Annotated in this window: 19 protein-coding genes and 1 pseudogene; 3 read left to right on the top strand and 17 right to left on the bottom strand. The window is 70.8% G+C overall.

Annotation, left to right across the window (positions count from 1 at the left end; all coding sequences use genetic code 11):
• Nucleotides 1-26 precede the first annotated feature (26 nt).
• The 13 genes and pseudogenes from murG to CFK39_RS13325 all read right to left on the bottom strand — a co-directional run bounded on the left by murG (nucleotide 27) and on the right by CFK39_RS13325 (nucleotide 15149).
• Nucleotides 27-1115 carry an undecaprenyldiphospho-muramoylpentapeptide beta-N-acetylglucosaminyltransferase gene (murG, locus tag CFK39_RS13385; RefSeq protein WP_089065875.1) on the bottom strand — a complete coding sequence of 363 codons (1089 nt, stop codon included), beginning with the start codon at nucleotides 1113-1115 and terminating at the stop codon, nucleotides 27-29.
• Nucleotides 1115-2596, bottom strand: a complete 1482-nt coding sequence (gene ftsW / locus CFK39_RS13380; protein ID WP_089065874.1) for a putative lipid II flippase FtsW — start codon at nucleotides 2594-2596, stop codon at nucleotides 1115-1117. Before ftsW ends, murG begins: the two co-directional genes overlap by 1 nt.
• Complete coding sequence (gene murD, locus CFK39_RS13375) at nucleotides 2593-4101, bottom strand: UDP-N-acetylmuramoyl-L-alanine--D-glutamate ligase (protein ID WP_089065873.1); 1509 nt, start codon at nucleotides 4099-4101, stop codon at nucleotides 2593-2595. The genes ftsW and murD overlap by 4 nt, the downstream gene beginning before the upstream one ends.
• Nucleotides 4098-5198 (bottom strand): phospho-N-acetylmuramoyl-pentapeptide-transferase, encoded by a 1101-nt coding sequence (gene mraY, locus CFK39_RS13370; protein ID WP_089065872.1) that lies wholly within the window; start codon nucleotides 5196-5198, stop codon nucleotides 4098-4100. The genes murD and mraY overlap by 4 nt, the downstream gene beginning before the upstream one ends.
• On the bottom strand, nucleotides 5195-6664 hold the full coding sequence (locus CFK39_RS13365; protein WP_089065871.1) for a UDP-N-acetylmuramoyl-tripeptide--D-alanyl-D-alanine ligase: 1470 nt from the start codon (nucleotides 6662-6664) through the stop codon (nucleotides 5195-5197). Before CFK39_RS13365 ends, mraY begins: the two co-directional genes overlap by 4 nt.
• Nucleotides 6665-6666: 2 nt before the next feature.
• On the bottom strand, nucleotides 6667-9108 hold the full coding sequence (locus CFK39_RS13360) for a UDP-N-acetylmuramoyl-L-alanyl-D-glutamate--2,6-diaminopimelate ligase (RefSeq protein ID WP_338027681.1): 2442 nt from the start codon (nucleotides 9106-9108) through the stop codon (nucleotides 6667-6669).
• Nucleotides 9109-9416: 308 nt separating this feature from the next.
• Nucleotides 9417-10085 (bottom strand): annotated as a pseudogene (locus CFK39_RS17390) (peptidoglycan D,D-transpeptidase FtsI family protein); the annotation flags it as partial.
• A 2-nt stretch (nucleotides 10086-10087) separates the two neighbouring features.
• Nucleotides 10088-10606 (bottom strand): cell division protein FtsL, encoded by a 519-nt coding sequence (ftsL, locus tag CFK39_RS13350; RefSeq protein ID WP_089065869.1) that lies wholly within the window; start codon nucleotides 10604-10606, stop codon nucleotides 10088-10090.
• 1 nt (nucleotide 10607) lies between these two features.
• Nucleotides 10608-11603, bottom strand: a complete 996-nt coding sequence (gene rsmH / locus CFK39_RS13345; protein WP_089065868.1) for a 16S rRNA (cytosine(1402)-N(4))-methyltransferase RsmH — start codon at nucleotides 11601-11603, stop codon at nucleotides 10608-10610.
• A gap of 193 nt (nucleotides 11604-11796) precedes the next feature.
• Nucleotides 11797-12228, bottom strand: a complete 432-nt coding sequence (mraZ, locus tag CFK39_RS13340) for a division/cell wall cluster transcriptional repressor MraZ (protein ID WP_089065867.1) — start codon at nucleotides 12226-12228, stop codon at nucleotides 11797-11799.
• 504 nt (nucleotides 12229-12732) lie between these two features.
• Complete coding sequence (locus tag CFK39_RS13335; RefSeq protein WP_089065866.1) at nucleotides 12733-13143, bottom strand: DUF3040 domain-containing protein; 411 nt, start codon at nucleotides 13141-13143, stop codon at nucleotides 12733-12735.
• 156 nt (nucleotides 13144-13299) lie between these two features.
• Nucleotides 13300-14604 (bottom strand): DNA polymerase IV, encoded by a 1305-nt coding sequence (gene dinB, locus CFK39_RS13330; RefSeq protein ID WP_089065865.1) that lies wholly within the window; start codon nucleotides 14602-14604, stop codon nucleotides 13300-13302.
• A gap of 23 nt (nucleotides 14605-14627) precedes the next feature.
• Nucleotides 14628-15149: an SAV_6107 family HEPN domain-containing protein gene (locus tag CFK39_RS13325; RefSeq protein WP_089066449.1), complete on the bottom strand. Its 522-nt coding sequence runs from the start codon at nucleotides 15147-15149 to the stop codon at nucleotides 14628-14630.
• A 165-nt stretch (nucleotides 15150-15314) separates the two neighbouring features.
• Between CFK39_RS13325 and CFK39_RS13320 the strand changes: the two genes are divergently transcribed.
• Nucleotides 15315-16181, top strand: coding sequence for a spermidine synthase (locus CFK39_RS13320; RefSeq protein WP_157697172.1), 867 nt, complete (start codon nucleotides 15315-15317; stop codon nucleotides 16179-16181).
• 85 nt (nucleotides 16182-16266) lie between these two features.
• Here the strand turns inward: CFK39_RS13320 and CFK39_RS13315 are convergent, their stop codons facing one another.
• Nucleotides 16267-16470: a cold-shock protein gene (locus tag CFK39_RS13315; protein ID WP_010551414.1), complete on the bottom strand. Its 204-nt coding sequence runs from the start codon at nucleotides 16468-16470 to the stop codon at nucleotides 16267-16269.
• 282 nt (nucleotides 16471-16752) lie between these two features.
• Nucleotides 16753-17730 (bottom strand): PAC2 family protein, encoded by a 978-nt coding sequence (locus CFK39_RS13310; protein WP_089065864.1) that lies wholly within the window; start codon nucleotides 17728-17730, stop codon nucleotides 16753-16755.
• A gap of 152 nt (nucleotides 17731-17882) precedes the next feature.
• On the opposite strand from CFK39_RS13310, the gene CFK39_RS13305 reads away from it, so the two are divergent.
• Nucleotides 17883-20126, top strand: coding sequence for a HelD family protein (locus tag CFK39_RS13305; RefSeq protein ID WP_089065863.1), 2244 nt, complete (start codon nucleotides 17883-17885; stop codon nucleotides 20124-20126).
• A gap of 199 nt (nucleotides 20127-20325) precedes the next feature.
• Here the strand turns inward: CFK39_RS13305 and nrdR are convergent, their stop codons facing one another.
• Together nrdR and CFK39_RS13295 are read right to left on the bottom strand one after the other, a co-directional pair.
• A complete protein-coding gene (gene nrdR / locus CFK39_RS13300) occupies nucleotides 20326-20808 on the bottom strand; it encodes a transcriptional regulator NrdR (protein WP_089065862.1) in 483 nt (160 codons plus the stop codon).
• 28 nt (nucleotides 20809-20836) lie between these two features.
• The gene (locus CFK39_RS13295) at nucleotides 20837-21229 is read right to left on the bottom strand and encodes a LysM peptidoglycan-binding domain-containing protein (protein WP_089065861.1); all 393 of its coding nucleotides are present in this window, start codon (nucleotides 21227-21229) and stop codon (nucleotides 20837-20839) included.
• Nucleotides 21230-21398: 169 nt separating this feature from the next.
• Here CFK39_RS13295 and lexA point away from each other — a divergent pair, with 169 nt between their 5' ends.
• A complete protein-coding gene (gene lexA / locus CFK39_RS13290) occupies nucleotides 21399-22103 on the top strand; it encodes a transcriptional repressor LexA (protein WP_089065860.1) in 705 nt (234 codons plus the stop codon).
• The last annotated feature ends 19 nt before the right edge of the window (nucleotides 22104-22122 follow it).

The raw sequence follows: 22122 nt of genomic DNA, 5'->3' as shown, positions 1-22122 counted from the left end.
GTAATCCGCTCGACGCATCGCCCGCGTCAGGCTCGGCGTGCGATGCCGGTCACGACGTCGGCCATCACCTCGGCGGCATCGGTGATCCCGAAGGTGCGTGCGGCCTCGCTCATCGCTCGCAGCCGATCCCGGTCCTGCAGCAGCGGCAGCACCTGCCCGGTGAGGTAGGCGGCATCGAGCTCGTCATCGGCGATCATCAGGGCGCCGCCGGCGGCGACGACCTGCTCCCCGTTCAGCGCCTGCTCACCGTTGCCGATGGGCAGCGGGACCAGCACGGCGGGGAGGCCGACGGCGGTCAGCTCGCTGACCGTCCCGGCTCCCGAGCGGGTCAGGGCGAGATCGGCCGCGGCGTAGGCGTCCTCCATCGCGGTCACGTACTCCACGGCGCGGTAGCCCTCGTGCCGGGGAAGGTCATCAGCCTTCCCGCGGCCGGAGATGTGCAGGATCTGCGCTCCCGCGTCGGTGAACGCCCGCGCGGCCTCCGCCACAGCGGCGTTCAGGCGCTGCGCGCCCAAAGACCCGCCGGTGACCAGGAGCACGGGACGGGAAGGGTCCAGGCCCAGGGCCCGCACCGCCTCCTCACGACGTGCTGCGCGGTCGAGATGGGCGATCGCCTCCCGCATCGGCATGCCGATGCGGCGTGCACCGGGCAGGCTCGACCCCTCGAACGCGGTCAGGACCGCCTTCGCCCGGGGGGCGCCGAGCCGGTTGGCCAGGCCCGGTCGGCGGTTCGCCTCATGGACCACCAGCGGTCGCCGCAGCGAGGCGGCGGCGAGATAGGCGGGAGGGCAGACGTAGCCGCCGAACCCGGCCACCACGTCGATCTCGCGCTCGCGCAGCAGGGTGCGGACCTCCCGCAGGGTGCCCAGGAAACGGCCCGGGAAGCGCAGCGCGGCACCGGACGGTCGGCGCGGGAAGGGCACCTTGTCGATCGTGACCAGCTCGTAGCCGGCGGCGGGCACCAGATCGGCCTCGAGCCCCTGGGGGGTCCCGAGCACGGTCACCTCGGCCTCCGGGCAGCGACGGGTGATCTGGGAGGCGGTGGCCAGCAGCGGGGAGACGTGCCCGGCGCTGCCACCCCCGGCCAGGAGGATGCGGGGCGAGGTGGAGGACATCAGGACCTTCGGGAGGAGGGGGAGGCGCCGCCGCGTGCAGTCCGCGGGCGGGAGGTCGCGGGGCGCTCCGCCGGCGCCGAGCGCTTCGCTGAGCCGGTCCGGCGCTTCGCGGTGCCGCCCGAGCGCTTCACGGTGCCGGCCGAGCGCTTCGCGGGAGCAGAGCGTGCGACCGCGGGCTCCGCAGTGCGTCCTCGGGGCGCCGGCAGCACGCTGATGGAGCTGCGCACCGAGTGCAGCCGAGCACCGATGGCCTCTGCGGCCCCCGGTTCCCGACGTGCGAAGGAGATCAGCACGCCGAGGGCGAGCATGGACGCCAGCAGCGCGGAGCCGCCGGAGGAGATGAACGGCAGAGGCACCCCGATGACGGGCAGCAGACCGGTGACGACCATCATGTTCACGAAGGCCTGCCCGAGCAGCCAGGCACTGATGCCGGCCACGGTGATCTGCATGAAACCGTCGTCGAGACGGGTGATCATCCGCGCCATGATCAGTGCGAAGACCGTGAACAGCAGCAGCACGCCGAGGGTGCCGATCAGGCCGAGCTCCTCCCCGAGGATCGCGAAGATGTAGTCGTCCTGCGCAGCGGGGAGCCGGCCCCATTTCTGGCGGGACTCGCCGAGCCCCACGCCCCACCAGCCGCCCTCGGCGAGGCCCATCAGCCCCTGGTCCGACTGATAGCAGGAGTCGCCCTCGCAGATCCCGTGGAGCCAGTTCGTGATGCGCGCCATGCGGTTCGCACTGGTGATGGTCAGGACGATGATCCCGAGCAGACCTGCGGCACCCGCGAGGGCGAACCAGCGCCGCGGGATGCCCGCCACCCACATCGCCGCGGCCACGAGCATGGCCATGATCAGCATGGTGCCCAGGTCGTGTCCGAGCATCACGAGGCCGAGGGAGAGGAGGACTCCGGGGACCAGGGGGAAGAGCAGATGCGCGGGCCGGTGCAGGAGCGGTCGCTTCATGGAGAGCAGGGCCCCGAGCCAGACGGCGAGCGCGAGCTTGAGGAACTCGGAGGGCTGGAGCGTCAGATCGGCGATCCGGATCCAGTTCTGGTTGCCGTCGACCTCGACGCCCAGGCCGGGGACGAAGACCAGGCACTGCAGCAGGAGACCGATGCCGAGCAGCGGCCACGCCGCCCGGCGGTAGAAGCCCGGAGGCAGCAGCGAGGCGAGGATCAGCAGCACCAGCCCCATCGTGGCGAACGTGCCCTGGCGGAACAGCCCGGCGAAGCCGGAGTTGCCGCGGGAGATGTTGAGGACTGCGGAGGAGGACAGCACCATCACCAGGCCCACGCTGACCAGCAGCGTGGCGACGACGATCAGTCCGTAGAAGTCGAGCGCCGGGGACCGCAGCCAACCGGCGACACCGTCCCGGACGCGGTCGCCGATGTTGCCCAGCGGCTGCTCCTCGTCGGGCCGCACCACCTCGGTGGAGCGAGGTGCATCGCGACGGGATCCTCGGCGGGTGTCCTCCATCGTCATGCGCGCTCTCCTGGCAGTCGGCTCACGGCCGCCGCGAACAGATCCCCCCGTTCCGCGTAGTCACGGAACTGGTCGATGGAGGCGGCCGCGGGAGCCAGCAGCACCACGTCACCGGGCTCGGCGAGCGTGCGAGCGGCCTGCACCGCGTCGTCCATCAGCCGGGATCGCCCGGCGTCGCCGCCAGTGTCACCCGGATCGATGCGCCGCAGGGGGATCTCCGGTGCGTGTCGCGACAGAGCGGTCGTGAACGGTTCCGGATCGATGCCCAGCAGCACGACGGCGACCAGTCGGTCGCGCACCGCGGCGACCAGGGGATCGAGATCGGCGCCCTTGACGTCACCGCCGGCGATCCAGACCACGCGCGCTGCGGAGCGCAGGGAGGCGGCCGCGGCAGCGGGGTTCGTCGCCTTGGTGTCGTCGACGTAGTCGATGCCGTCGATGGTGGCCAGGTGCTGGGCGCGATGGCTGCCGATCCGGTACGCCCGCAGGCCGTCGCGGACCGCGCGGGCCTCGATCCCGTGGGCCCGGGCGAGCGCGGCGGCGGCCAGGGCATCGAGCACGAGGTGGGGGCCGGCGCCCTGCGGACCCAGGTGGGCGAGGTCCTCGAGCGTGGCGAGCTCAGCGGCCGCGGAGCGGCGCTCGGCGAGGAAGGCCCGGTCCACCAGGACGCCGTCGATCAGGCCGAGCTCGGAGGGCCCGGGGACCCCCAGAGTGAGGCCGACGGCCCGCGCTCCCTCGACCACGTCGGCCTCCTCGACCAGATGCCGGGTCACGGAGTCGGCGACGTTGTACACGCAGGCGGTGCGCGCGCCCTCGAAGATCCGGCCCTTGGCCGCGGCGTAGGCCTCCGCACCGCCGTGCCAGTCCAGGTGGTCGGCGCTGATGTTCAGCACCACGGCCGCCTCGCAGTCCAGATGCTCGGTCCAGTGCAGCTGGAAGCTCGACAGCTCGAGAGCCAGCACCTCGAAGCCCTCGGGGTCCAGTGCGGCCTCGATGACGGGCAGGCCGACGTTCCCACAGGCGACCGCCCGCAGCCCGGCCTGGTGCAGGATCGACTCGAGCATGGTGACGGTGGTGGTCTTGCCGTTGGTGCCGGTGATGCCCAGCCAGGCGGGACCGTCGGCGGCCTGCATCCGGCGCGCCAGCTCGATCTCGCTCCAGACGGGGATCCCGGCGGCCTGGGCGGCGACCAGCAGGGGCTGATCGGGCCGCCAGCCCGGGGAGGTGACCACCAGGTCGATCGTGCGGTCCTGCGGGAGTGCGAGGAGGTGCTCCGCGCCGAGGCGGAACTCCACTCCGAGCACCTCGAGGATCTGGGCGCGCTCGCGCAATGCGGGGGCGTCGGCTCCGTCGATGACGAGCACCTGCGCGCCGCGCTGCATGGTCTGATCCGCGACGGCATAGCCGGAGACCCCGAAACCCGTCACCAGGATCCGCAGCCCGCTGACGTCCAGGCCGGGCCAGGAACGCTCCTCGGCCGCGAGTCCGGCCGGCTGCGCGGTCATGACGTGAGCCTCGGCAGGGCGTCGAGGTAGAAGATGCCCAGTCCGATACCGGCGAGGATGCCTGCCACGATCCAGAAGCGCACCACGATGGTGACCTCGTTCCAGCCCTTGAGCTCGAAGTGGTGCTGCAGCGGCGCCATCCGGAACACGCGCTTCCCGGTGAGCTTGAAGCTGGCGACCTGGATGATGACCGACAGCGAGATGATCACGAACAGGCCACCGATGACGGCGCCGACGATCTCGGTGCGGGAGATGATGGTCAGGCCCGCGATCGCGCCGCCGAGGGCTAGCGAGCCGGTGTCGCCCATGAAGATCTTGGCGGGCGAGGTGTTCCACCACAGGAAGCCGACGCAGGCGCCGATGATCGCTGCGCACAGCACCGCGGTGTCCAGCGGGTCGCGGGCGTCGTAGCAGTGCACCAGTCCCCCGGCGTCGAGATCGACGTTGCACACCTGTCGCCACTGCCAGAAGCTGATGATCAGGTAGGCGGCGGTGAAGATGATCGTCGCGCCGCTGGCGAGGCCGTCGAGCCCGTCGGTGAGGTTCACTCCGTTGGACCAGGCGGCGACCAGGAAGTTCGCCCAGATGGCGAAGAGCAGGAAACCGACCACGGTGCCCAGGAAAGCGAGGTCCAGCCAGGGGACGTCCCGCACGAAGGAGATGTGCAGGGACGCGGGGGTCAGCCCGTTCTCGTCGGGGAACAGCAGCGCCATCACGGCGAAGGCGGTCGCGACCAGGAACTGGCCGAGCAGCTTGTACCGGGGGCGCAGCCCCGTGCTGTCCTGCTGGGAGATCTTGAGGTAGTCGTCGAGGAAGCCGACGATCCCGAGGCCGACGGCCAGGAACAGCACCAGCAGCACGGAGACGCTGGGCGAGGTCCACAGCACCAGGTGGGTGAGGAAGTACGCCGCCAGGACCGCGAGGATGATCGCGACGCCGCCCATGGTGGGAGTGCCGCGCTTGGTGGCATGCGTGGTGGGGCCGTCGTCACGGATGAACTGCCCGTAGCCGCGGCGCTCGAGGGCCTTGATGAACAGGGGCGTGCCGAAGATCGACAGCACGAGTGCGATCGCCCCGGAGATGATGATCGCGATCACTGGTCGGCTCCTGTCTGCGACTGGTCGTGGTCATCGAGACGCTCGAGATGCTCGACGAGGGGGCCCGCGATGCGCCGCAGCTCGGCGTCGCGGGAGGACTTCAGCAGCACCGCGTCGCCGGGCCGCACGGTCTGCTCCAGCACGGCGATCGCCTCGTCGACGGTGTCGAGGTGCTCGGACTCCCCGCCGAAGCTCCCCTCGAGGCTGGCCCCGTGGTGGATGGGGGCGGCGCCGGTGCCCACCACGTACAGCTGGCCGATGTTCAGACGCACCACGAGTCGCCCGATCTCGTCGTGGAGCCGCACGCTGTCGGGCCCCAGCTCCAGCATCTCACCGAGCACGGCGACGGTGCGGTGGCTGCGGCCGAGGTGGGCAAGCGTCTTCAGCGCCTGCTTCATGGAATCCGGGTTGGCGTTGTAGGCGTCGTCGATGATGAGCACTCCGCCGGCGCGCAGGGCCTGCATCCGCTGCGCGGAGGCAAGGGTGGCCCCCTCGAGGGTCGCGGCGGCCGCAGCCGGCTCCACCCCGGCGACCAGGGCTGCGGTGAGCGCTGCCAGCACGTTGGCGGCCTGGTGCTCGCCCAGCAGATCGGGACTGACCGGGAAGCTTCCCGGGCTCACGGCATCGCCGTCCAGGGTGGTGAGCCCCTCGGGCACCTCGAGCGAGAAGCTCACCCGCGCCTGCTCGTCGAGGCGGAGGCCGGCACCGCGGACGTCCCCGGTGGTGAATCCCCAGGTGACGACCGGAGCGGCGGAGCGCGGGGCCATCCCTGCGACAAGCCTGTCCTCCGCGTTCAGGATCGCCCGGCCGTGGGGCGCAAGGGCTTCGACGAGCTCGCCCTTGGCCTGCGCGATGGCGTCGACCCCGCCGAACTCGCCGAGATGGGCAGAGCCGACGTTCAGCACCAGCGCGATATCCGGGCGGGCGATCGCGGTGAGCTGGGCGATGTGGCCGATGCCGCGCGCCCCCATCTCGAGCACCAGGAACCGGGTCTCGGCGCTCAGCCGCAGCACGGTCAGCGGCAGGCCGAGCTCGTTGTTGAGGCTGCCGACGGGAGCCACAGTGGGGCCGGAGGCGCCGAGGATCGCCCCCAGCAGATCCTTGGTGCCGGTCTTGCCGGCGCTGCCGGTGACAGCGAGGACCACCAGCTGCGGATTCTGCCGCCGGGCTCGGGTGAGCTGGGCACGAGCCAGTGCGGACAGCGCCGCTCGGACGTCGTCGACCTGCACTGCCGGGATGTCGTGGTCCGTGGCCACCAGGGCGAGCGCGGCTCCGGCGTCCCGGGCGGCGCCGAGGTAGTCGTGGCCATCGACGTGCTCGCCGTCGAAGGCGGCGAACAGATCACCGGGGCCGACGTCGCGAGAATCGATGGCGGCGGTTCCGGTGACGATCTCGTCCCCGGTGGCGCCTCCCACCAGTGCGCCGCCGGTGAGGTCGGCGATCTCCCGTGCCGTGGTCTGGAGCATGTTCAGCGTCCTTCGTCCATGTCGTCGGCGCCCCCGCGCGCCGTGTGCGCATCTCGCAGTGCATCCCGCAATCGGAGGCGGTCATCGAACGGATGGACGATACCGCCGATCTGCTGCCCGGTCTCGGCCCCCTTGCCGGCGACGAGGATGGTGTCGGACACGTCCGCCAGGTAGGCAGCCAGGGCGATCGCCTTCCCGCGCCCGTCCACGTCGTGGACCAGCGCGTTCGCATCGTCCGGGACCCCGCTGAGCACCTCGCGGCGGATCGCTGCGGGGTCTTCGCTGCGCGGGTTGTCGTCCGTGACGACCACCACGTCGGCGAGGCGCGCGGCGACCTCCCCCATGCGGGGGCGCTTGCCGCGATCGCGGTCGCCGCCGGCCCCCATCACCACGAGGAGGCGGCCGGTGCCGGGGATGCCGCGCAGGGTGGTCAGCGCCTGTTCGAGGGCGTCGGGGGTGTGGGAGTAGTCCACGATGCCGCGGATCGGGGCGGCGGCCACGGACTCCATCCGCCCGGGGACCGTGCCGGCCCGGCCCAGCGCCTCGGTGACCTCCTCCCCGGTATGGCCGATCGCGGCCAGCAGCAGATCGACCGCCAGGGTGTTGGCGACGTAGTGGCGGCCGGGGAGCGCGGCCCGCAGCGTGCGGGTGCCTCCCGGGCCCTCGACCTCGAAGGTGGAGCCGTAGCCCTCGGGGCGATGGGGCCCGGCCCGGTGGTCCGCCTCGACGTCCGCCTTCGTGGTGTAGGTGGTCACCGGGACCAGAGCCTCCCGGGCCAGTCGGCGGCCCCAGTCGTCATCGACGCAGACGATGCCGCGACGCGCATGCTCGGGGGTGAACAGCAGCCGCTTGGCCTGGAAGTAGCGCTCCATGGAGCCGTGGAAGTCGAGGTGGTCCTGGGTGAGGTTGGTGAAGCAGGCGATGTCGTAGACGACTTCGTCCGCACGGTGCAGGACCAGGGCGTGGCTGGAGACCTCCATCGAGACCACCTCGACGTCGTCCTCGACCATCCGCGCGAGCAGACCGTGCAGCTCGGGAGCCTCCGGGGTGGTGCGGACGGTGCCGATGGCATGGTCCGTGCCGTGCACGTCGCGATAGCTGGTGCCGCTGGTGCCGATCGCACCGGCAGGGACCCCGAGCTCCAGCAGCGTGCGAGTGATCGCGGTGGTGATGGAGGTCTTGCCGTTGGTGCCGGTGACACCGATGGTGACCAGGCGTGCGGCCGGGCGGCCCTGCACCAGGGCCGCGGCGGTGGCGGTGGCGGTGCGCGGATCCTGGACCACGAGCACCGGCAGTCCAGCGGCCTCGCAGCGCTCCCGGCCGGTGGGGTCGGTCAGCGCCATCGCCGCGCCGAGATCCGCGGCCTGCTGGGCGAACTGGGCGCCGTGGGCGTTGGCGCCGGGCAGCGCGCACCAGAGGTCGCCGGGCTCCACGGAGCGTGAGTCGAGGGTGACTCCGCACAGCACGGGATCGGCCTCGGAACCGGAAGCACCCGGCATCGGTGCGCCGAGCGCACGGGCGAGGTCCCCCGCCGTCGCGCCGTGGGCATGGCGGGGGCGGGCGGGTTCCAGCGCGGGATCGGTCATCGGGGTCATCACGGGTTCACCACTCGTTCTCGAGCTCGCGCCCGGGACACCGGTCGGGGCGATGCCCTGGTTCTGGAGGGAGAAGGCGGTCAGCTCGGAGAAGGCGGGCGCCGCAGCGCGGCTGCCGGAGATGAAGGTGTTCAGTCCGAAGACGAAAACGCCGACCACGAGCTCGGGGTCATCCGCCGGGGCGAAGCCGATGAAGGAGGCGGTGTAGGTGCCGTCGCCGACCTGGGCGGTGCCGGTCTTGCCGCCGACCGCATAGCCGTCCACCGCGGCGGAGGACTGCTCCTCGTCCACCGAGTTGTCCATCAGCGCGCGCATCGTCTCGGCGGTCTCGCTGGAGACCACCCGAGTGCTCTCCGGCTCGCCGAGGGGTCGCACGGAGCCATCAGGCTGTCGGAGGCCGGCGATCAGGGAGGGCTGGACCCGCACACCGTCGTTGGCGAAGGTGCCGACGGCGGAGACCATCTGCAGGGCGTTGACGCTGTACCCCTGGCCGAAGGCGGTCGTATAGCGGGTGCGCCCCTTCCACTGGTCGGCCGGGTGGACGACTCCGGCGGACTCGCCCGGCAGCTCCACCCCGGTCTTCTCCCCCAGGCCGAAGGCCTTGAGGTAGTCGTAGCGCAGCTCGGGGCTCACGGTCTCGGCGATCTGCACGGTGCCGACGTTCGAGCTGTTCTTGAGCACCCCTGCGAGGGTGAGGCGCTGGTCCGGATGATGGTGCGAGTCCTTCACGCGGTGGCCGTCGAACCACATCTCGTACGGGATCTCGTACTCCGACTCCGGGGTGACCTCCCCTTCCTCGATCGCCGCGGCCAGGGTGAACAGCTTTCCGGTGGATCCGGGCTCGAACACGCTGGAGATCGACCGGTTGCCGAGGTCCTCGGGGCGAAGTCGCCGGGGGTGTTCGGGTCGAAGCTCGGGTACTCGGCGAGAGCGAGCACCTCGCCGCTGTGCGCGTTGTAGACGACGGCGCTGCCACCGGAGGCGCCCCAGGTCTCGACGGCGCCGGCGACGATCTGCTGCGCCTTCCACTGCAGATCCCGGTCGATGGTCAGCACCACGTCATCGCCGTCGACCGCCGGGGTGGTCTCCTGCGCACCGGTGGGGATGATCTGGCCCTGCGCACCGCGCTCGTAGGTGGTCTTGCCGTCGGTGCCGCTGAGCTGGCCATCGAAGGAGAGCTCCGTGCCCGCCAGCGCGGTGCCGTCGGCACCGACGAAGCCCAGCACGTTCCCGCCGACGGAACCTGCCGGGTAGATCCGTTCGGCCACCCGGTCCGCGCCGATGCCGGGGATGCGCAGCGCGAGCGCGGCGTCACGCACCTCGGGCTCGACGCTCTTGAGGAGGTAGGAGAATCCTGCATCGCCGGTGAGTGCCTGCTCGGTCTTGGAGACGCTCCAGCCCAGGACCGGGGCGAGGTCCTGCGCCGCCGCCACCCCGGTGACGTCGGCGGACTTCGAGTTCTCGAGGTACTCGCCGACCTGGAGCTGGTTGACCCACAGGTCGTACCGCTCCACGGAGCTGGCCAGGGTGGTGCCGTGACGGTCGGTGATGTCTCCGCGCAGGGCGGGGATGGTGCGGGTGACGGTGCGCTGGGCGATCGCCTCTTCGGCACGGGCGCTCGCGTCCAGGCCCTGCACCCAGATCAGGCGTCCGGACAGCGCCAGGACGGCCACCAGGATCACGCTGATGAGCAGTCGGTGCCGGGTGGAGGGATCCCCGATCCGGGGCGGCGGGATGAGGGTCCCTCCGGTGCCGCCGGGCCGGTGCCCTCGAGCACCTCCCGTGGCACGGGTGGTGCTCCGCCGGCTGCTGCGCGGTGGCGTCATCCTCAGGCCCCTTCGTTGCCCATGCCGTGGTAGGCGGTGGGCTCGTCATAGATCTGCGCCGGAGGCACGGCGACCTTCTCGGGCACCTCGGTCAGCTCCGGATTGACCTCAGTCTGCGCCGCCGGGGACGTCTCGCCGATGATCTCGCCCGTGTCGAGGTCGATATATGCGGGATCCGCCACCGGGACCATGCCGATCTCGCGCGCCTGACGGGCGAGCTCCTGCGGCGTGCCCAGGCGCTCGTTGGTCTCGGCGAGCGCCTGGCTCTCTTCCGTGAGCCGCTGGGACTGGCCCTGCAGCCGGGTGATCTCGTAGCTCGTGTCGGACATCTGGATGTTGAGGTAGAGCAGTGCGGCGAGGGTCGCCACGACGATCAGCGTGCACAGCATGGTGAACGGCATCGAGCTGCCTGCGGTCTTCGGGCTGGCGACGACCGTCAGGCCGGGTCGTGCGGCGGCGGAGCGCCGAGTGCCGCGGACCGGGCGGATCGCGGGTGCATGAACGGCGGACGTGCTGGCCATCTCAGTGTGCTCCCTGGTCGGGTCGGATTCGGGTCAGGGCGCGCAACCGGACCGAGGCTGCGCGGGAGTTGCCGTCGCGCTCGACGTCGTCAGCCTGGAGGGCACCGCGCACGAGCGGGGCGAAGGTCGGCTTGTGCTCCTCCAGCTCGACCGGGAACCCGGGCGGTGCGGAGGAACGGGTACGCCGCGTGAACGCGGTCTTGACCAGGCGGTCCTCGCCTGAGTGGTACGACTCCACGAGAATCCGGCCTTCGAGGTGAAGGCTGTCGAGGGCGGACTCGATGGCGGAGGCGAGTATCTCGAGCTCTTCGTTCACGGCGATCCGCAATGCCTGGAAGGTGCGCTTGGCAGGATGCCCGCCGCTGGCCTTGGAGGCTGCGGGGATCGCCCGCTCCAGGAGCTCGACCAGTTCGCCGCTGCGGGTCAGCGGTGCCACCTGGCGCTGTTCGACCAGACGGCGGGCGATCCGCTTGGCGAAGCGTTCATCGCCGAGCGTGCGGAGGATGCGGGCGATCTCCGTCTCGGGCAGGTCCCGCAGCAGATCCGCTGCGGTGGGGCCGTCGGAGGAGGGATCCATCCGCATGTCCAGGGGGGCGTCGACCGCGTAGGAGAAGCCGCGGTCCGCGGTATCGATCTGGAAGCTGGACAGGCCCAGGTCCATCATCACGCCGTGCGCTCCGGGAAGACCGAGGTCCTCGAGCACCTCGGGGATCTGGTCGTAGGTGGCATGGACCAGGGTGGCCCGCGCCCCCACCCCGTCGCAGTCCAGGCGCTCCCGGGCGAGGACCAGTGCCTGGGGGTCGCGGTCGATGCCCACCAGGTGGGCGTGCGGGGCGGCCCGCAGGACGGCCGAGGCATGGCCGCCCATCCCCAGCGTGGCGTCGACGTGGATCGCCCCGGGCTCCTGGAGCGCGGGGGCGAGGAGCTGGACGGAGGTGTCCAGGAGGACGGGGACGTGTCGGTCCTCAGCTGGTCGCCGGCTCTGCGACTGGTCCATGTCACCCCTCCCCTGGGTCGGTGCTGTCGTGCTGTCTGCGTTGGTCCGGGTGCTGCGTCCTGCCCGGCCCCGCGATCTCTTCGCGGTGCCGTCCTGTCAGATTCCCCGTCGTTCCCGACCCGCCACCGGGGAAGTTGCGTCGGGGCGGGAACGACGAGAGGTCTCACAGGACGGAGAGTCCTTCGGGCCGAGCTCAGAACAGGCCGGGGATCACCTCCTCGGAGGTCTCCGCGAAGCCCTGCTCCTTCTGCTCGAGGTAGGTCTCCCAGGCCGGGAGCGCCCAGATCTCGAGCCGGTCCAATGCGCCGATGACGGCGCATTCCCGGTCCAGATCCGCGTAGTCGCGCAGATGGCCCGGGATGGTGATGCGTCCCTGCTTGTCCGGGATGACGTCCTCCGCACCGGAGAGCAGCACTCGCAGGTAGTCACGGATGCGCTTGTCGGTGGTGGGCGCCCGACGGGCGTCCTCGAGCTTCTGGCGGAACTCCATGAGCGGGTACACGGCGATGCAGTGCTCCTGTCCACGAGTCATGACCAGTCCCGAGGCGAGCTCGTCACGGAACTTCGCCGGGAAGATCAGGCGGCCCTTCTCATCGAGCTTGGGCGTGAAGGTGCCGAGGAACATCAGCGCCCTCCTTCACCTGCCGCGACTCGCGATCCGGACTCCATCTCCTCCCAACGCGCTCCACTTTACCCCACTACTCCCCACCATTGGACCCCAAAACCTCGAAACAGCCGCAAGGGAACCACGTCACAGCAGGTCAGCGGGATGGAGCGAGGTGGGGGAAAATTCCTGTCGGGCACGTCTCCTCCGGCGTTTCGGCATCGTTGCCGCCGCTGCCGAGCCGGCCACTCAGCAGCCCCAATCGAGAAATCCCAGGTCAGCGACTCACCGGTGGGCATGGTCGGGCCGCGGGGAGGGAGGTGGAGGGGCAGGGAGAACCGCGGTGGAGCAATGTGGGGAATCGCGGGAGAGGCAGCCGCCTCCAGCACCGTCGCCTCCGTGGGCACGGTGACCGACCGGTCACCCGAAGGGCGCGGACATGACGATGCCCCGGCTCTTCCGAGCCGGGGCATCGTCATACATCAGAGAGTCAGCGCATCAGTGCCGCGCCGACCTGCACAGCGGTCAGGATCGGGGATCGTCCCCCGCACGCTTCTCCCAGCGCTCCTCCATCTTGCGCATGAAGGTGCCGCCGTCGTCACCGCCGGGAGCAGCCGGTCCGGTGCCCCCGCTGCCGCCTCCCCCGTCAGGAGAGTCCTTGCCGTGCGAAGAGCTGCTGGATCCGGTGACCGCATAGACCGCGCCGGCAAGCATGCCGATGAAGGCGATCACCCCGAGCCAGATCGCCGGGAGGCTCACCGCCAGCACGAGGACCCCGAGGCCCACGACGACGGCGCCCAGGCCGATGAGTATTCGCCGCCCGCTGCGTCGCGGCGGCGTCTTCGGTGCGAAAGCTCGTGCGAGGCGCGGATCGTCAGCGAAGAGCTGACGCTCCATCTCGTCGAGCATCTTCTGCTCGTGTTCAGACAGCGGCATGATCCCGCTCCTTGTCCCCGTCCTCTCGCGCCGGTCGGCGCACATCCACCGGTCGAGGAGCCTCGTCCTCGTCGGCAGTGCACCCAGTTTAGATCCTGTTCCTGGGTAATGTGAACACTCCGGGCACCGCATCACATGACGACCGGTCAGCGACCCTCACCGACCGATCGGTCCTCGAGGGTGCGGGCCGTCCGTATCGAGACGCCCCGTCGGTCCCGCACGGGTATCCGGGGCGGGGTCCGGCGGGCTGCGCCGCGCCCCGTCGGGGGCGGCGGAGAGCGTCGATCCGCGCTCCAGGCTGCGCGTGCCGAAGCGCTCGAGCGCCCGATCCATCGCGGCCTCCAGGTCCTGCCAGCCCGCCGCTCGGGGGTTCAGCTCCGACTGCACCGGGGAGCCGGCGGCCGGCTCCAGGTGCGCGGCCCGCACCCCCGCCAGGCGCACCCGGCACATCGTGGAGCGTTCGCGCTCCCACAGGGAGACCACCTGCTCCCGGAGCCGCTCACCGCTGGAGGTGGGCTGGTCCAGGGTCGAGGAGCGCGTGATGGTGGTGCCGTCCGGAGCGCGGAGCTTGAGCACGACGGTCCGCGTCACGAAGTCGCCGCGGCGCAGCTGCCGGGCGACATCATCCGCCATCTGCGTGATGGACCTGCGCACCTCCGCCGGGTCGGAGAGGTCCTGATCCCAGGTCCGCTCCGTCCCCAGCGACTTGTCCCTGGCGCGTCGCCCCAGCCCGGTGCGGTCGCTGCCCTCGGCGAGCGCCGCGATCTCGGGCGCTCGAGGTCCCAGCGCCCGGGTCAGGGCGGAGCGGGGGATCTCCCGCAGCTGGCCGATGGTGCGCACACCGATCCGGGCGAGCGACTCCTGCGCTCTGGGGCCGACGCCGGAGATCACCGAGACCGGCAGCGGGGCGAGGAACTCGGCAGTGCGGGCGGCGGGGACGATCAGCATCCCGTCGGGCTTGGCCCGGGCGGAGGCGATCTTCGCGACGGCCCGGGAGACGGATCCCCCGACCGAGCTCGGCAGGTCGAGGTCCTCGCGGATCCTCCCCCGCAGCAGCTCGGCGATCTGCTCCGGTGGGCCGAACAGCCGTCGTGCGCCGCGCACATCGAGGAAGGCCTCGTCGACGCTGATCTGCTCGATGTCGGCGACCACGTCAGCCAGCAGCTCCATCACGCGGGCGGAGATCTGGCGGTAGTGGTCGATCCGCGCCGGGACGATGACGAGATCCGGGGCCAGGCGCCGCGCCGACGCCATCGGCATCGCGGAGCGGATGCCTCGGGTGCGGGCCGGATAGCTGGCCGCGGCGACCACCCCGCGCGCCCCCGCGCCACCCACCACCACGGGCAGGCCCTGCAGCCGGGGATCGTCCCTCACCTCGATGGAGGCGAAGAAGGCGTCCATGTCCAGGTGCAGGATCCCGGGGATCTCCTCCGTCGAGCCCGCGTCACCGCTGACATCCATCGGCACCTCCCTCGCGAGGAACTCTACCCGGGCTGCGCGCCTTCGACCGGGGACGCTCCGCCGGGGGCGATGAGCTCGGTGACGTGGGCGGGGAGGTCCTCCAGGAGACGCTGGGCGACCAGCTCGAGGTGCGCCCCGGTTCCCTCGAGGTGGCTGCGCAGCAGCTCTGGATCAGGCTGGGCGCTGACCTCCCGGTCCAGCCGCATCCTCTCCGCCACCAGGGGCTCCAGCTGCTCCGCCCTTTCGGCATCCGGCCCGCCGAGGCGTGCCAGCGCGGTCCACACGTTCAGCGGCAGCGCCCGGCGGCGCTCGCGGTTGGCCCGGGAGACCAGCACCCCGGCGCCTCTCAACGCCGCCCGATGGATCAGCTCAAAGGCCTCGCGCGGATCCTCCTCCAGCTGCGATCGCCCCTGGCGCAGCAGCTCTCGCGCGCGTTCGAGGTCCGCCTGGTCCTGGTCCAGGCGTGCCAGGAGCAGACGCAGGGCGCGGGCGCCGGAGTCGACCGGCGCCGTGGCTCCTCCTCGCCGGGGCATGGTGCGGGTCATCGGTCTCCTCCTCCGCGAACTCGGGGCGCCCTCTGCGCCGTCCTGCTGAGTGCCACGCTAGGGGCGGGGTCTGACAGATGAGGCGGGACCGCTGCGGCGGTGGAGGAGCACCGGATGGGGAGGAACCGACCCGGCGATCTCCCGTGGATCTCCTAGAGTGGTGCGATGCCCCGCCGCGATCGCCCGCGCCGCGCTGCCTTCGCGCACCTCGGCCCCCTCGACACCCCGATCCCCATCTCGACCGGGACCGCCGCGCTGACCCTGGAGACCGACGGCTCGGTGCTGCTGGATGTCAACGGGGTCCCTTCCTCACACCTGCATCCGGATCCCGAGCACCTGGTGTTCGAGTACATGCGTTGGATGCTGCTGGTGATCGACCGCCACCTCGCGGAGCTGCCAGGACCAGATGCGTCAGGAGCTGCGAGCAGCCCGCCGGCGCCGGCTCCCCATCTCGCGCACCTGGGCGGCGGCGGCTGCTCCCTGCCGCGGGCGATCGCCGCCCGCCATCCGCGCAGCCGCCAGATCGTGGTGGAGATCGACGAGCTGCTCGCGCACCAGGTGCGGGAATGGTTCGACCTCCCCCGCTCGCCGCAGCTGAGACTGCGCGTGGAGGATGCGCTCGGCGCCCTGACCTCCTGGCGCGAGAAGCGATTCGATGTTCTGGTCAGAGACGTCTTCAGCGGAGCGGTCACACCCCCGGAGCTCACGACTGCGGAAACGGCCGCCCACGCCGATCGGGTGCTGCGCGACGGAGGGATCTACCTGGCCAACTGCGCGGCGCCACCGGGGAGCGGCCTGATGGCGGACGAGGTCGCGACCCTCTCCACCGTCTTCCCGCACGTCGGGGTGATCGCCGAGCCCGCCCACCTCTCGGGCAAGCGGCGAGGGAACTGCATCCTGCTCGCCTCCCGGCGCCCGCTCCCCGAGGGCATCGACCGCGACCTGCGCTCCGATGCGGTCTCGGTGCGCCTGGCGCGCCGGCCCCAGGTCGAGGCGCTCGCCCGTGCCGGACGCGTGCTGCACTCACGCTGAGCGCATACCGACGGCCCGACGACGACGAACCGGGCAGGAGCGCGATGCTCCTGCCCGGTTCGTGATGCTGACGGGGTGCCGTCGATCAGAGAGGACGAACCTGCTCGGCCTGCGGCCCCTTGTCACCCTGGCTGACTTCGAACTCCACGCGCTGACCTTCGTCGAGGGCGCGGTATCCATCCATGTCGATCTTGCTGTGATGCACGAAGACGTCTGCGCCGCCTCCGTCGATCTCGATGAATCCGTAGCCCTTTTCGGCGTTGAACCACTTGACCGAGCCCTGTGCCATACCTGTCACCTTCTGTGTCGTCCTTCATCGATCGCACGACGCGATCGCGGTGCCGCGTGAAGCCGTCCCCCGCCGGAGCGGGTGGCGTCAGGTGCAAGCCGTACTGCTGTGCCGAGGCACCGTCGTCGGACTGTCCTGCTGGACCTGCATCACCGCAACGACTTCATTCTGTCATGACCGTGGCCCGGTTCACACGGAGATCGGCAAGACCGGATCACGAAGAGATAACGAACTGAGGTTTTTCGGGGTCTCCCGCGCCGTCGGGCAGCACCGCATCGGCGCTCACAGCGAGGGCGGCTCCTCCGGGGAGTCACCGTCATGGTCGGCGAGGAAGCGCTCGAAGTGCTCGCCGATCTCGTCGGCCGTCGGCAGATCCATCGTGGTCGCCAGCGGCGAGGAGTCCTCGTTCGCGCCCATCGAGTCGTACTGCTCCTCGAGCGCCCCGACGATCTGGCGCACCTCCGCGTTCTGCTCGAGGGAGGCCTGCAGGGCCACCGTGGCGGCATCGGTGAGGTCTCCGAGATGGACCAGCGGGAGGTCGAGCCCGGCCGCCTCGCTGACCCGGCGCAGCAGCGCCAGCGATCCGGCAGGGAAGTCGGTCCGAGCCAGATAGTGCGGGATCTGGGCGGCGTAGCCCATCGCGGGATGATCTGCCCTGCCCAGCCGATGCTCGAGCAGGGTGCTGAAGGCCGCCGGGATCACCAGCTCGGCGGCCCCCTCCTCGCCGAAGTCCGGCGCGGTCCCCGGGGCCGGTGTCGCCCGGGCGCCCGGCCGACCCAGCAGCGAGGGGTCGTTGGCGTGGGCGAACAGACCGATGGGACGGGTGTGGGGCACCGCCATGGGCACGCCCTGCATACCGACCACCCGTTGGACGTCGAAGTACTCCACCAGATCGATCAGCGCCTCGGCCAGCCGGCGCCACTGCAGATCCGGCTCCGGACCGTCGAGGAAGAGGAAGGGCCGGTCCTGCTCGTCGTACATCAGCGAGAGCGTGAGCTCAGGGACCTCCACGTCCACGAAGGAAGTGCCGTCGAAGCTCGCCTGCGGGCGGGAGCCGCGGTAGTCCAGGAGCTCATCGGTGTCGAAGGAGACCAGTCGCAGATGGCGAAGCTCATCGCGCAGGTACGTGGCGGCGATGCGGCAGGCGTTGCCGGCATCCACCATCCCCGGCAGTGCGTGCACCAGCGTGAGCCCGGAGCGCGGCACCGCCTCCAGGACCTCGGTCGACTCGAACCGATACAGATCGCGCGGGTCTCGCATCGTGGCTCCTCCCTCGCGGCCGACTGGACGTGGATCACCTGATGGCACGCGCACCCAGGCCCGTCCACCATAATGGACCACCGTGCTTCGCCGATCTCGGGTCCGCCGGACGGCGGCGCGGCATGAGGACGCACAGGGTGAGAGGCAGGGACGTGGACGACGCCGAGGAACAGATCGCCCGGGAGATCACACGTGAACAGACGTATGCCGACCGTCTCTATCGACGGCTGGACCAGCTGATCACGCAGGTGGAGGGCAATCTCGAGCAGATCCAGCGATCACAGCACGCCTCGACCCACCAGAACCGCTCCGAGCGCGATTCCTTCATGGCGCTGTACGAGGACCGTCTCGCACTGCTGCGCTCGGTCTCCCGCAGCCTGGTGTTCGGTCGTCTCGACATGGACGATGCGGCCCGTCACTACATCGGCCGGATCGGGCTGTTCACCTCTGAACGAGAACAGCTCCTGGTGGACTGGCGCGCTCCCGCGGCAGCTGCGTTCTACCGCGCCACCAGCACCGACAGGCTGTCGGTGCGGCTCCGGCGGCACCTGATCAATCGAGGTCGCACCGTGGTCGGCCTCGAGGACGACGTCCTGGATCAGACTGTGCTCGAGGACCCCGACCACGACGTCGTGCTCCAGGGCGAGGGCGCCCTGCTGGCCGCCGTCTCCGGGAAGCGCACCGGGCGGATGGGCGACATCGTCGCGACGATCCAGTCCGAGCAGGATCGCATCATCCGTTCCGAGAACCGCGGTGTGCTGGTGGTCCAGGGCGGGCCCGGCACCGGCAAGACCGCGGTGGCGCTCCACCGCGCGGCGTACCTGCTGTACACGCACCGTCGGCGGCTGGAGCACACGGGCGTGCTGATCATGGCCCCCACCCCGGGGTTCCTGCGCTACATCGAACGGGTGCTGCCGAGCCTCGGCGAATCCGGGGTCGTGATGCTGACCCCCGGCGAGCTGTTCCCCGGGGTCGAGACCTTTGTGCACGACGAGGACACCGTGGCACGGCTCAAGGGCGACGCCGCGATGGCTGAGCTCCTCGCCCGCGCGGTCCGACAGCGCCAGGTGGTCCCCGACGCCGACATCAGCCTGCGCATCGACGGCACTCCGATCACCCTCACCCGGGACGCGATCCGCTCGGCCCGGCGCGAGGCCCGGGCCTCGCACAAGCCGCACAACACCGGCCGTGCCGTCTTCGTCCGCGCAGCGATGGACCGCCTGGTCCAGAGCTACGAGAGCTCGCTGCGGGCTCAGGGGCACACGGTCATCCCGGAGGACCGCCCCGATCTCCTCTCGGACCTGCGCAACGATCCCGAGATCAAGCGCCAGCTGAACCTCGCCTGGCTCCCGTACACCCCGCAGGGCTTCCTGCGGATCCTGTTCTCCCGGCCCGACCGGCTGCGGGACGCGGCCCCGCGGTCATTGACGAACGAGATCGAGCTACTGGTGCGCCCCAAGGACTCACCCTGGACGGTCGAGGACGTCCCCCTGCTCGACGAAGTGGCGGAGCTGCTCGGAGAGGACTCCGCACCGGCGGAGGCCCGAGCCCGGGACGACGCCGAACGCCGACGGTCGGAGGTCGAGTACGCACGCAAGGTCATCGAGAACATCGACACCTCGGGGATCATCCGCGCCGAGGACCTCGCTGATCAGGTCGGCCACATCCGCGACGGGCGGACCCTGGCCGAGCGCGCCTCCGCCGAGCGGAGCTGGACCTACGGCCATGTCGTGGTCGACGAGGCTCAGGAGCACTCCCCCATGAGCTGGCGGGCCCTGATGCGGCGAGCTCCTACCAAGTCCTTCACGGTGGTCGGCGATGTCGCCCAGACCTCCTCCGCCGGCGGCACCGACTCCTGGTCCGCCGCGCTCTCGCCCTACATCCAGGATCGACTGCAGGTCGAGCATCTCACCGTCAACTACCGCACGCCGAGCCTGATCATGGATCGCGCGGTGGCGATGGCACAGGCGCACGAGCTGCCGGTGACACCGGTCAGCTCGGTGCGGGAGGGCGACCGGGAGCCGCTGATACAGCGGGCCTCCCCCGAGGGGATCGTCGCCGGCACCGCCGAGGCAGTGGTGGCGCTCCACGCGGAGCGCCTGGGCAGGATCGCCGTGATCGCCGCGCAGGAGCGCCTCGCCGTCCTGCTCGAGGCCCTGCGCTCCCAGGCGGCCCTGCCGGCCGTCGGCGCGGGATCGGCGGGTGTGGATGACGAGGTCGCGGTGATGACCGCTCAGGATGCCAAGGGGCTCGAGTTCGATGCGGTGGTGATCGTGGAACCGGCTGAGCTGATCGCCGCCCATGGTGCCGGGGATCTATATGTGGCGATGAGCCGCCCGACCCAGCACCTCGGGGTGGTCCACGCGCAGGATCTTCCGGCCGGCATCGCGCAGTGAGTGCCGCGGTCGCCCTGCCCGAACAGGGATCGGCGGCCGTGGCTTCCCCTCCACGACCGCCGATCAGGTGTGCGCTGCGTGAGCGCACGAGGGATATCTTATGCATATCCGCGGGAGCCTCCGCACCAAATCCGAGATGTGGGAGGAAACCGCCTGGGCGGTGTGTCATCGGACACGATCTGCCGCTCGCCGGGCGACCTCAGGCGGTCGGCGTCCCCACGGGGTCCTCGCCCTGCGGCGCCTCGGCGCGCAGGCGCGCGATCGCCGCCTCGAAATCCTCGAGCGAATCGAAGCCCCGGTAGACGCTCGCGAAGCGCAGGTACGCGATCACGTCCAGCTCCTGGAGCGGCTGCAGGATCGTGAGTCCCACCTGGTGGGCATCGATCTCTGCGAGGCCGCTGGAACGGATGCTCTCCTCGACCCGCTGGGCGAGCATCGCCAGCTGGTCATCGCTGACCGGCCGGCCCTGACAGGCCTTGCGCACCCCCGAGATCACCTTGGCCCGGCTGAACGGCTCGCTGACACCCGAGCGCTTGAGCACGGAGAGGGAGGCCGTCTCCGAGGTGGAGAAGCGTCGGGAGCAGTTGGGGCACTGGCGCCGGCGGCGAATCGTCGCGCCGTCGTCGGACGTGCGGGAGTCGACGACGCGGGAATCGGGATGGCGACAGAACGGACAGTGCATCCGCCCAGAATACCGGCCTTTCAGCCGCTCAGCGGGTCTCGCCGCCCAGGACGGGAAGCTGGATCTCCTGACCTGCGGTGATGCGACCGGTGGGAAGCTGATTGTGCAGTCGCGCCTGGGCGACGAACTCCTGCGCACTCATGCCCTCCGGCGCGTACTGGTCGGCATAGCCCCACAGGGTGTCTCCGGTTTCGACGGTCACGGTGAGGGGCTGCTCGCTCTCGGTGCCCGCCATCGCCGGCAGGTCGACCGACAGCAGTACGGCAGCGGCCACCAGCAGACCGAGCACGAAGGCGAGCACCGTGACGAGCAGGCGACCGCGACGCGTCGGCTCGAGTCGAACGCGTGCTCGGGCGGCGGCCTCGCGACGAGGCGTGCCCTGCGACGGGAAGGGAAGGGCCGTGGCAATATCGGTACGCATATCCGAACTCCTGTTCGATCGAATGTATGTGCGACTGTAACCCCAGTCGCTCGCGACACGCAACAGCAGCATCGAACACATGTTTGGCTTCTGCGGCGTGCCGCCCTACGCTGGGTGACAGGACAACGGAACCGCATGGGTCCGACAGACGACGCCAGGAGGCCGCACGATGACGCCGAGCACCCCCCAGCCGATCCCGGCCCGCGGCGATGCCCCGGCTGATGAGCGCACCGCGGTCCTCACCCGTCGCCAGCGGCTGATCCTGGAGACGATCAACGAGGCGGTCGCCGCGCACGGCTACCCGCCCACGATGCGAGAGATCGGTGATGCCGTCGGGCTGACCTCGTCCTCCTCGGTCGCCCACCAGCTGCAGTCCCTCGAACGCAAGGGCTTCCTGCGCCGCGACCCCAAGCGACCGCGCGCGATGGAGGTGGTGATGCCCGATGCGGACGATGCCCCGGCCCCGCCGAGCCCGTCGCCCGAGCCCGAGATCACTCCCAATTCGGTGGCCGTGCCGCTGGTGGGCCGGATCGCCGCCGGCGCTCCGATCACCGCCGAGGAGCACGTCGAGGACGTCTTCACCCTGCCCCAGCGCCTGGTGGGCGACGGGGACCTCTTCCTGCTCCAGGTGGTCGGGGATTCGATGATCGACGCGGCCATCTGCGACAGCGACTGGGTGGTCGTGCGCTCACAGAGCACTGCGGAGAAGGGCGAGATCGTGGCCGCCATGATCGACGGCGAGGCCACGGTCAAGACCTTCGTGCAGCGTGACGACCACGTCTGGCTGATGCCCCACAACCCGGCCTTCGCCCCGATCCTCGGTGATCATGCCGAGATCCTCGGGAAGATCGTGGCGGTCCTGCGGGCCGTCTGACCACAGCCCGCCCCTGCCG

Origin of the sequence: Brachybacterium avium, assembly GCF_002216795.1 — a bacterium.
GTDB lineage: Bacteria > Actinomycetota > Actinomycetes > Actinomycetales > Dermabacteraceae > Brachybacterium > Brachybacterium avium.
This window is presented reverse-complemented; position numbering and strand designations above follow the sequence as displayed.

Excerpts from the sequence above, each read along its gene's own strand:
- murG (WP_089065875.1), bottom strand. The coding sequence starts at position 1,115 with ATGTCCTCCACCTCGCCCCGCATCCTCCTGGCCGGGGGTGGCAGCGCC.
- ftsW (WP_089065874.1), bottom strand. The coding sequence starts at position 2,596 with ATGACGATGGAGGACACCCGCCGAGGATCCCGTCGCGATGCACCTCGC.
- murD (WP_089065873.1), bottom strand. The coding sequence starts at position 4,101 with ATGACCGCGCAGCCGGCCGGACTCGCGGCCGAGGAGCGTTCCTGGCCC.
- CFK39_RS13365 (WP_089065871.1), bottom strand. The coding sequence starts at position 6,664 with ATGCTCCAGACCACGGCACGGGAGATCGCCGACCTCACCGGCGGCGCA.
- ftsL (WP_089065869.1), bottom strand. The coding sequence starts at position 10,606 with ATGGCCAGCACGTCCGCCGTTCATGCACCCGCGATCCGCCCGGTCCGC.
- rsmH (WP_089065868.1), bottom strand. The coding sequence starts at position 11,603 with ATGGACCAGTCGCAGAGCCGGCGACCAGCTGAGGACCGACACGTCCCC.
- mraZ (WP_089065867.1), bottom strand. The coding sequence starts at position 12,228 with ATGTTCCTCGGCACCTTCACGCCCAAGCTCGATGAGAAGGGCCGCCTG.
- CFK39_RS13335 (WP_089065866.1), bottom strand. The coding sequence starts at position 13,143 with ATGCCGCTGTCTGAACACGAGCAGAAGATGCTCGACGAGATGGAGCGT.
- dinB (WP_089065865.1), bottom strand. The coding sequence starts at position 14,604 with ATGGATGTCAGCGGTGACGCGGGCTCGACGGAGGAGATCCCCGGGATC.
- CFK39_RS13325 (WP_089066449.1), bottom strand. The coding sequence starts at position 15,149 with ATGACCCGCACCATGCCCCGGCGAGGAGGAGCCACGGCGCCGGTCGAC.
- CFK39_RS13320 (WP_157697172.1), top strand. The coding sequence starts at position 15,315 with ATGCCCCGCCGCGATCGCCCGCGCCGCGCTGCCTTCGCGCACCTCGGC.
- CFK39_RS13315 (WP_010551414.1), bottom strand. The coding sequence starts at position 16,470 with ATGGCACAGGGCTCGGTCAAGTGGTTCAACGCCGAAAAGGGCTACGGA.
- CFK39_RS13310 (WP_089065864.1), bottom strand. The coding sequence starts at position 17,730 with ATGCGAGACCCGCGCGATCTGTATCGGTTCGAGTCGACCGAGGTCCTG.
- nrdR (WP_089065862.1), bottom strand. The coding sequence starts at position 20,808 with ATGCACTGTCCGTTCTGTCGCCATCCCGATTCCCGCGTCGTCGACTCC.
- CFK39_RS13295 (WP_089065861.1), bottom strand. The coding sequence starts at position 21,229 with ATGCGTACCGATATTGCCACGGCCCTTCCCTTCCCGTCGCAGGGCACG.
- lexA (WP_089065860.1), top strand. The coding sequence starts at position 21,399 with ATGACGCCGAGCACCCCCCAGCCGATCCCGGCCCGCGGCGATGCCCCG.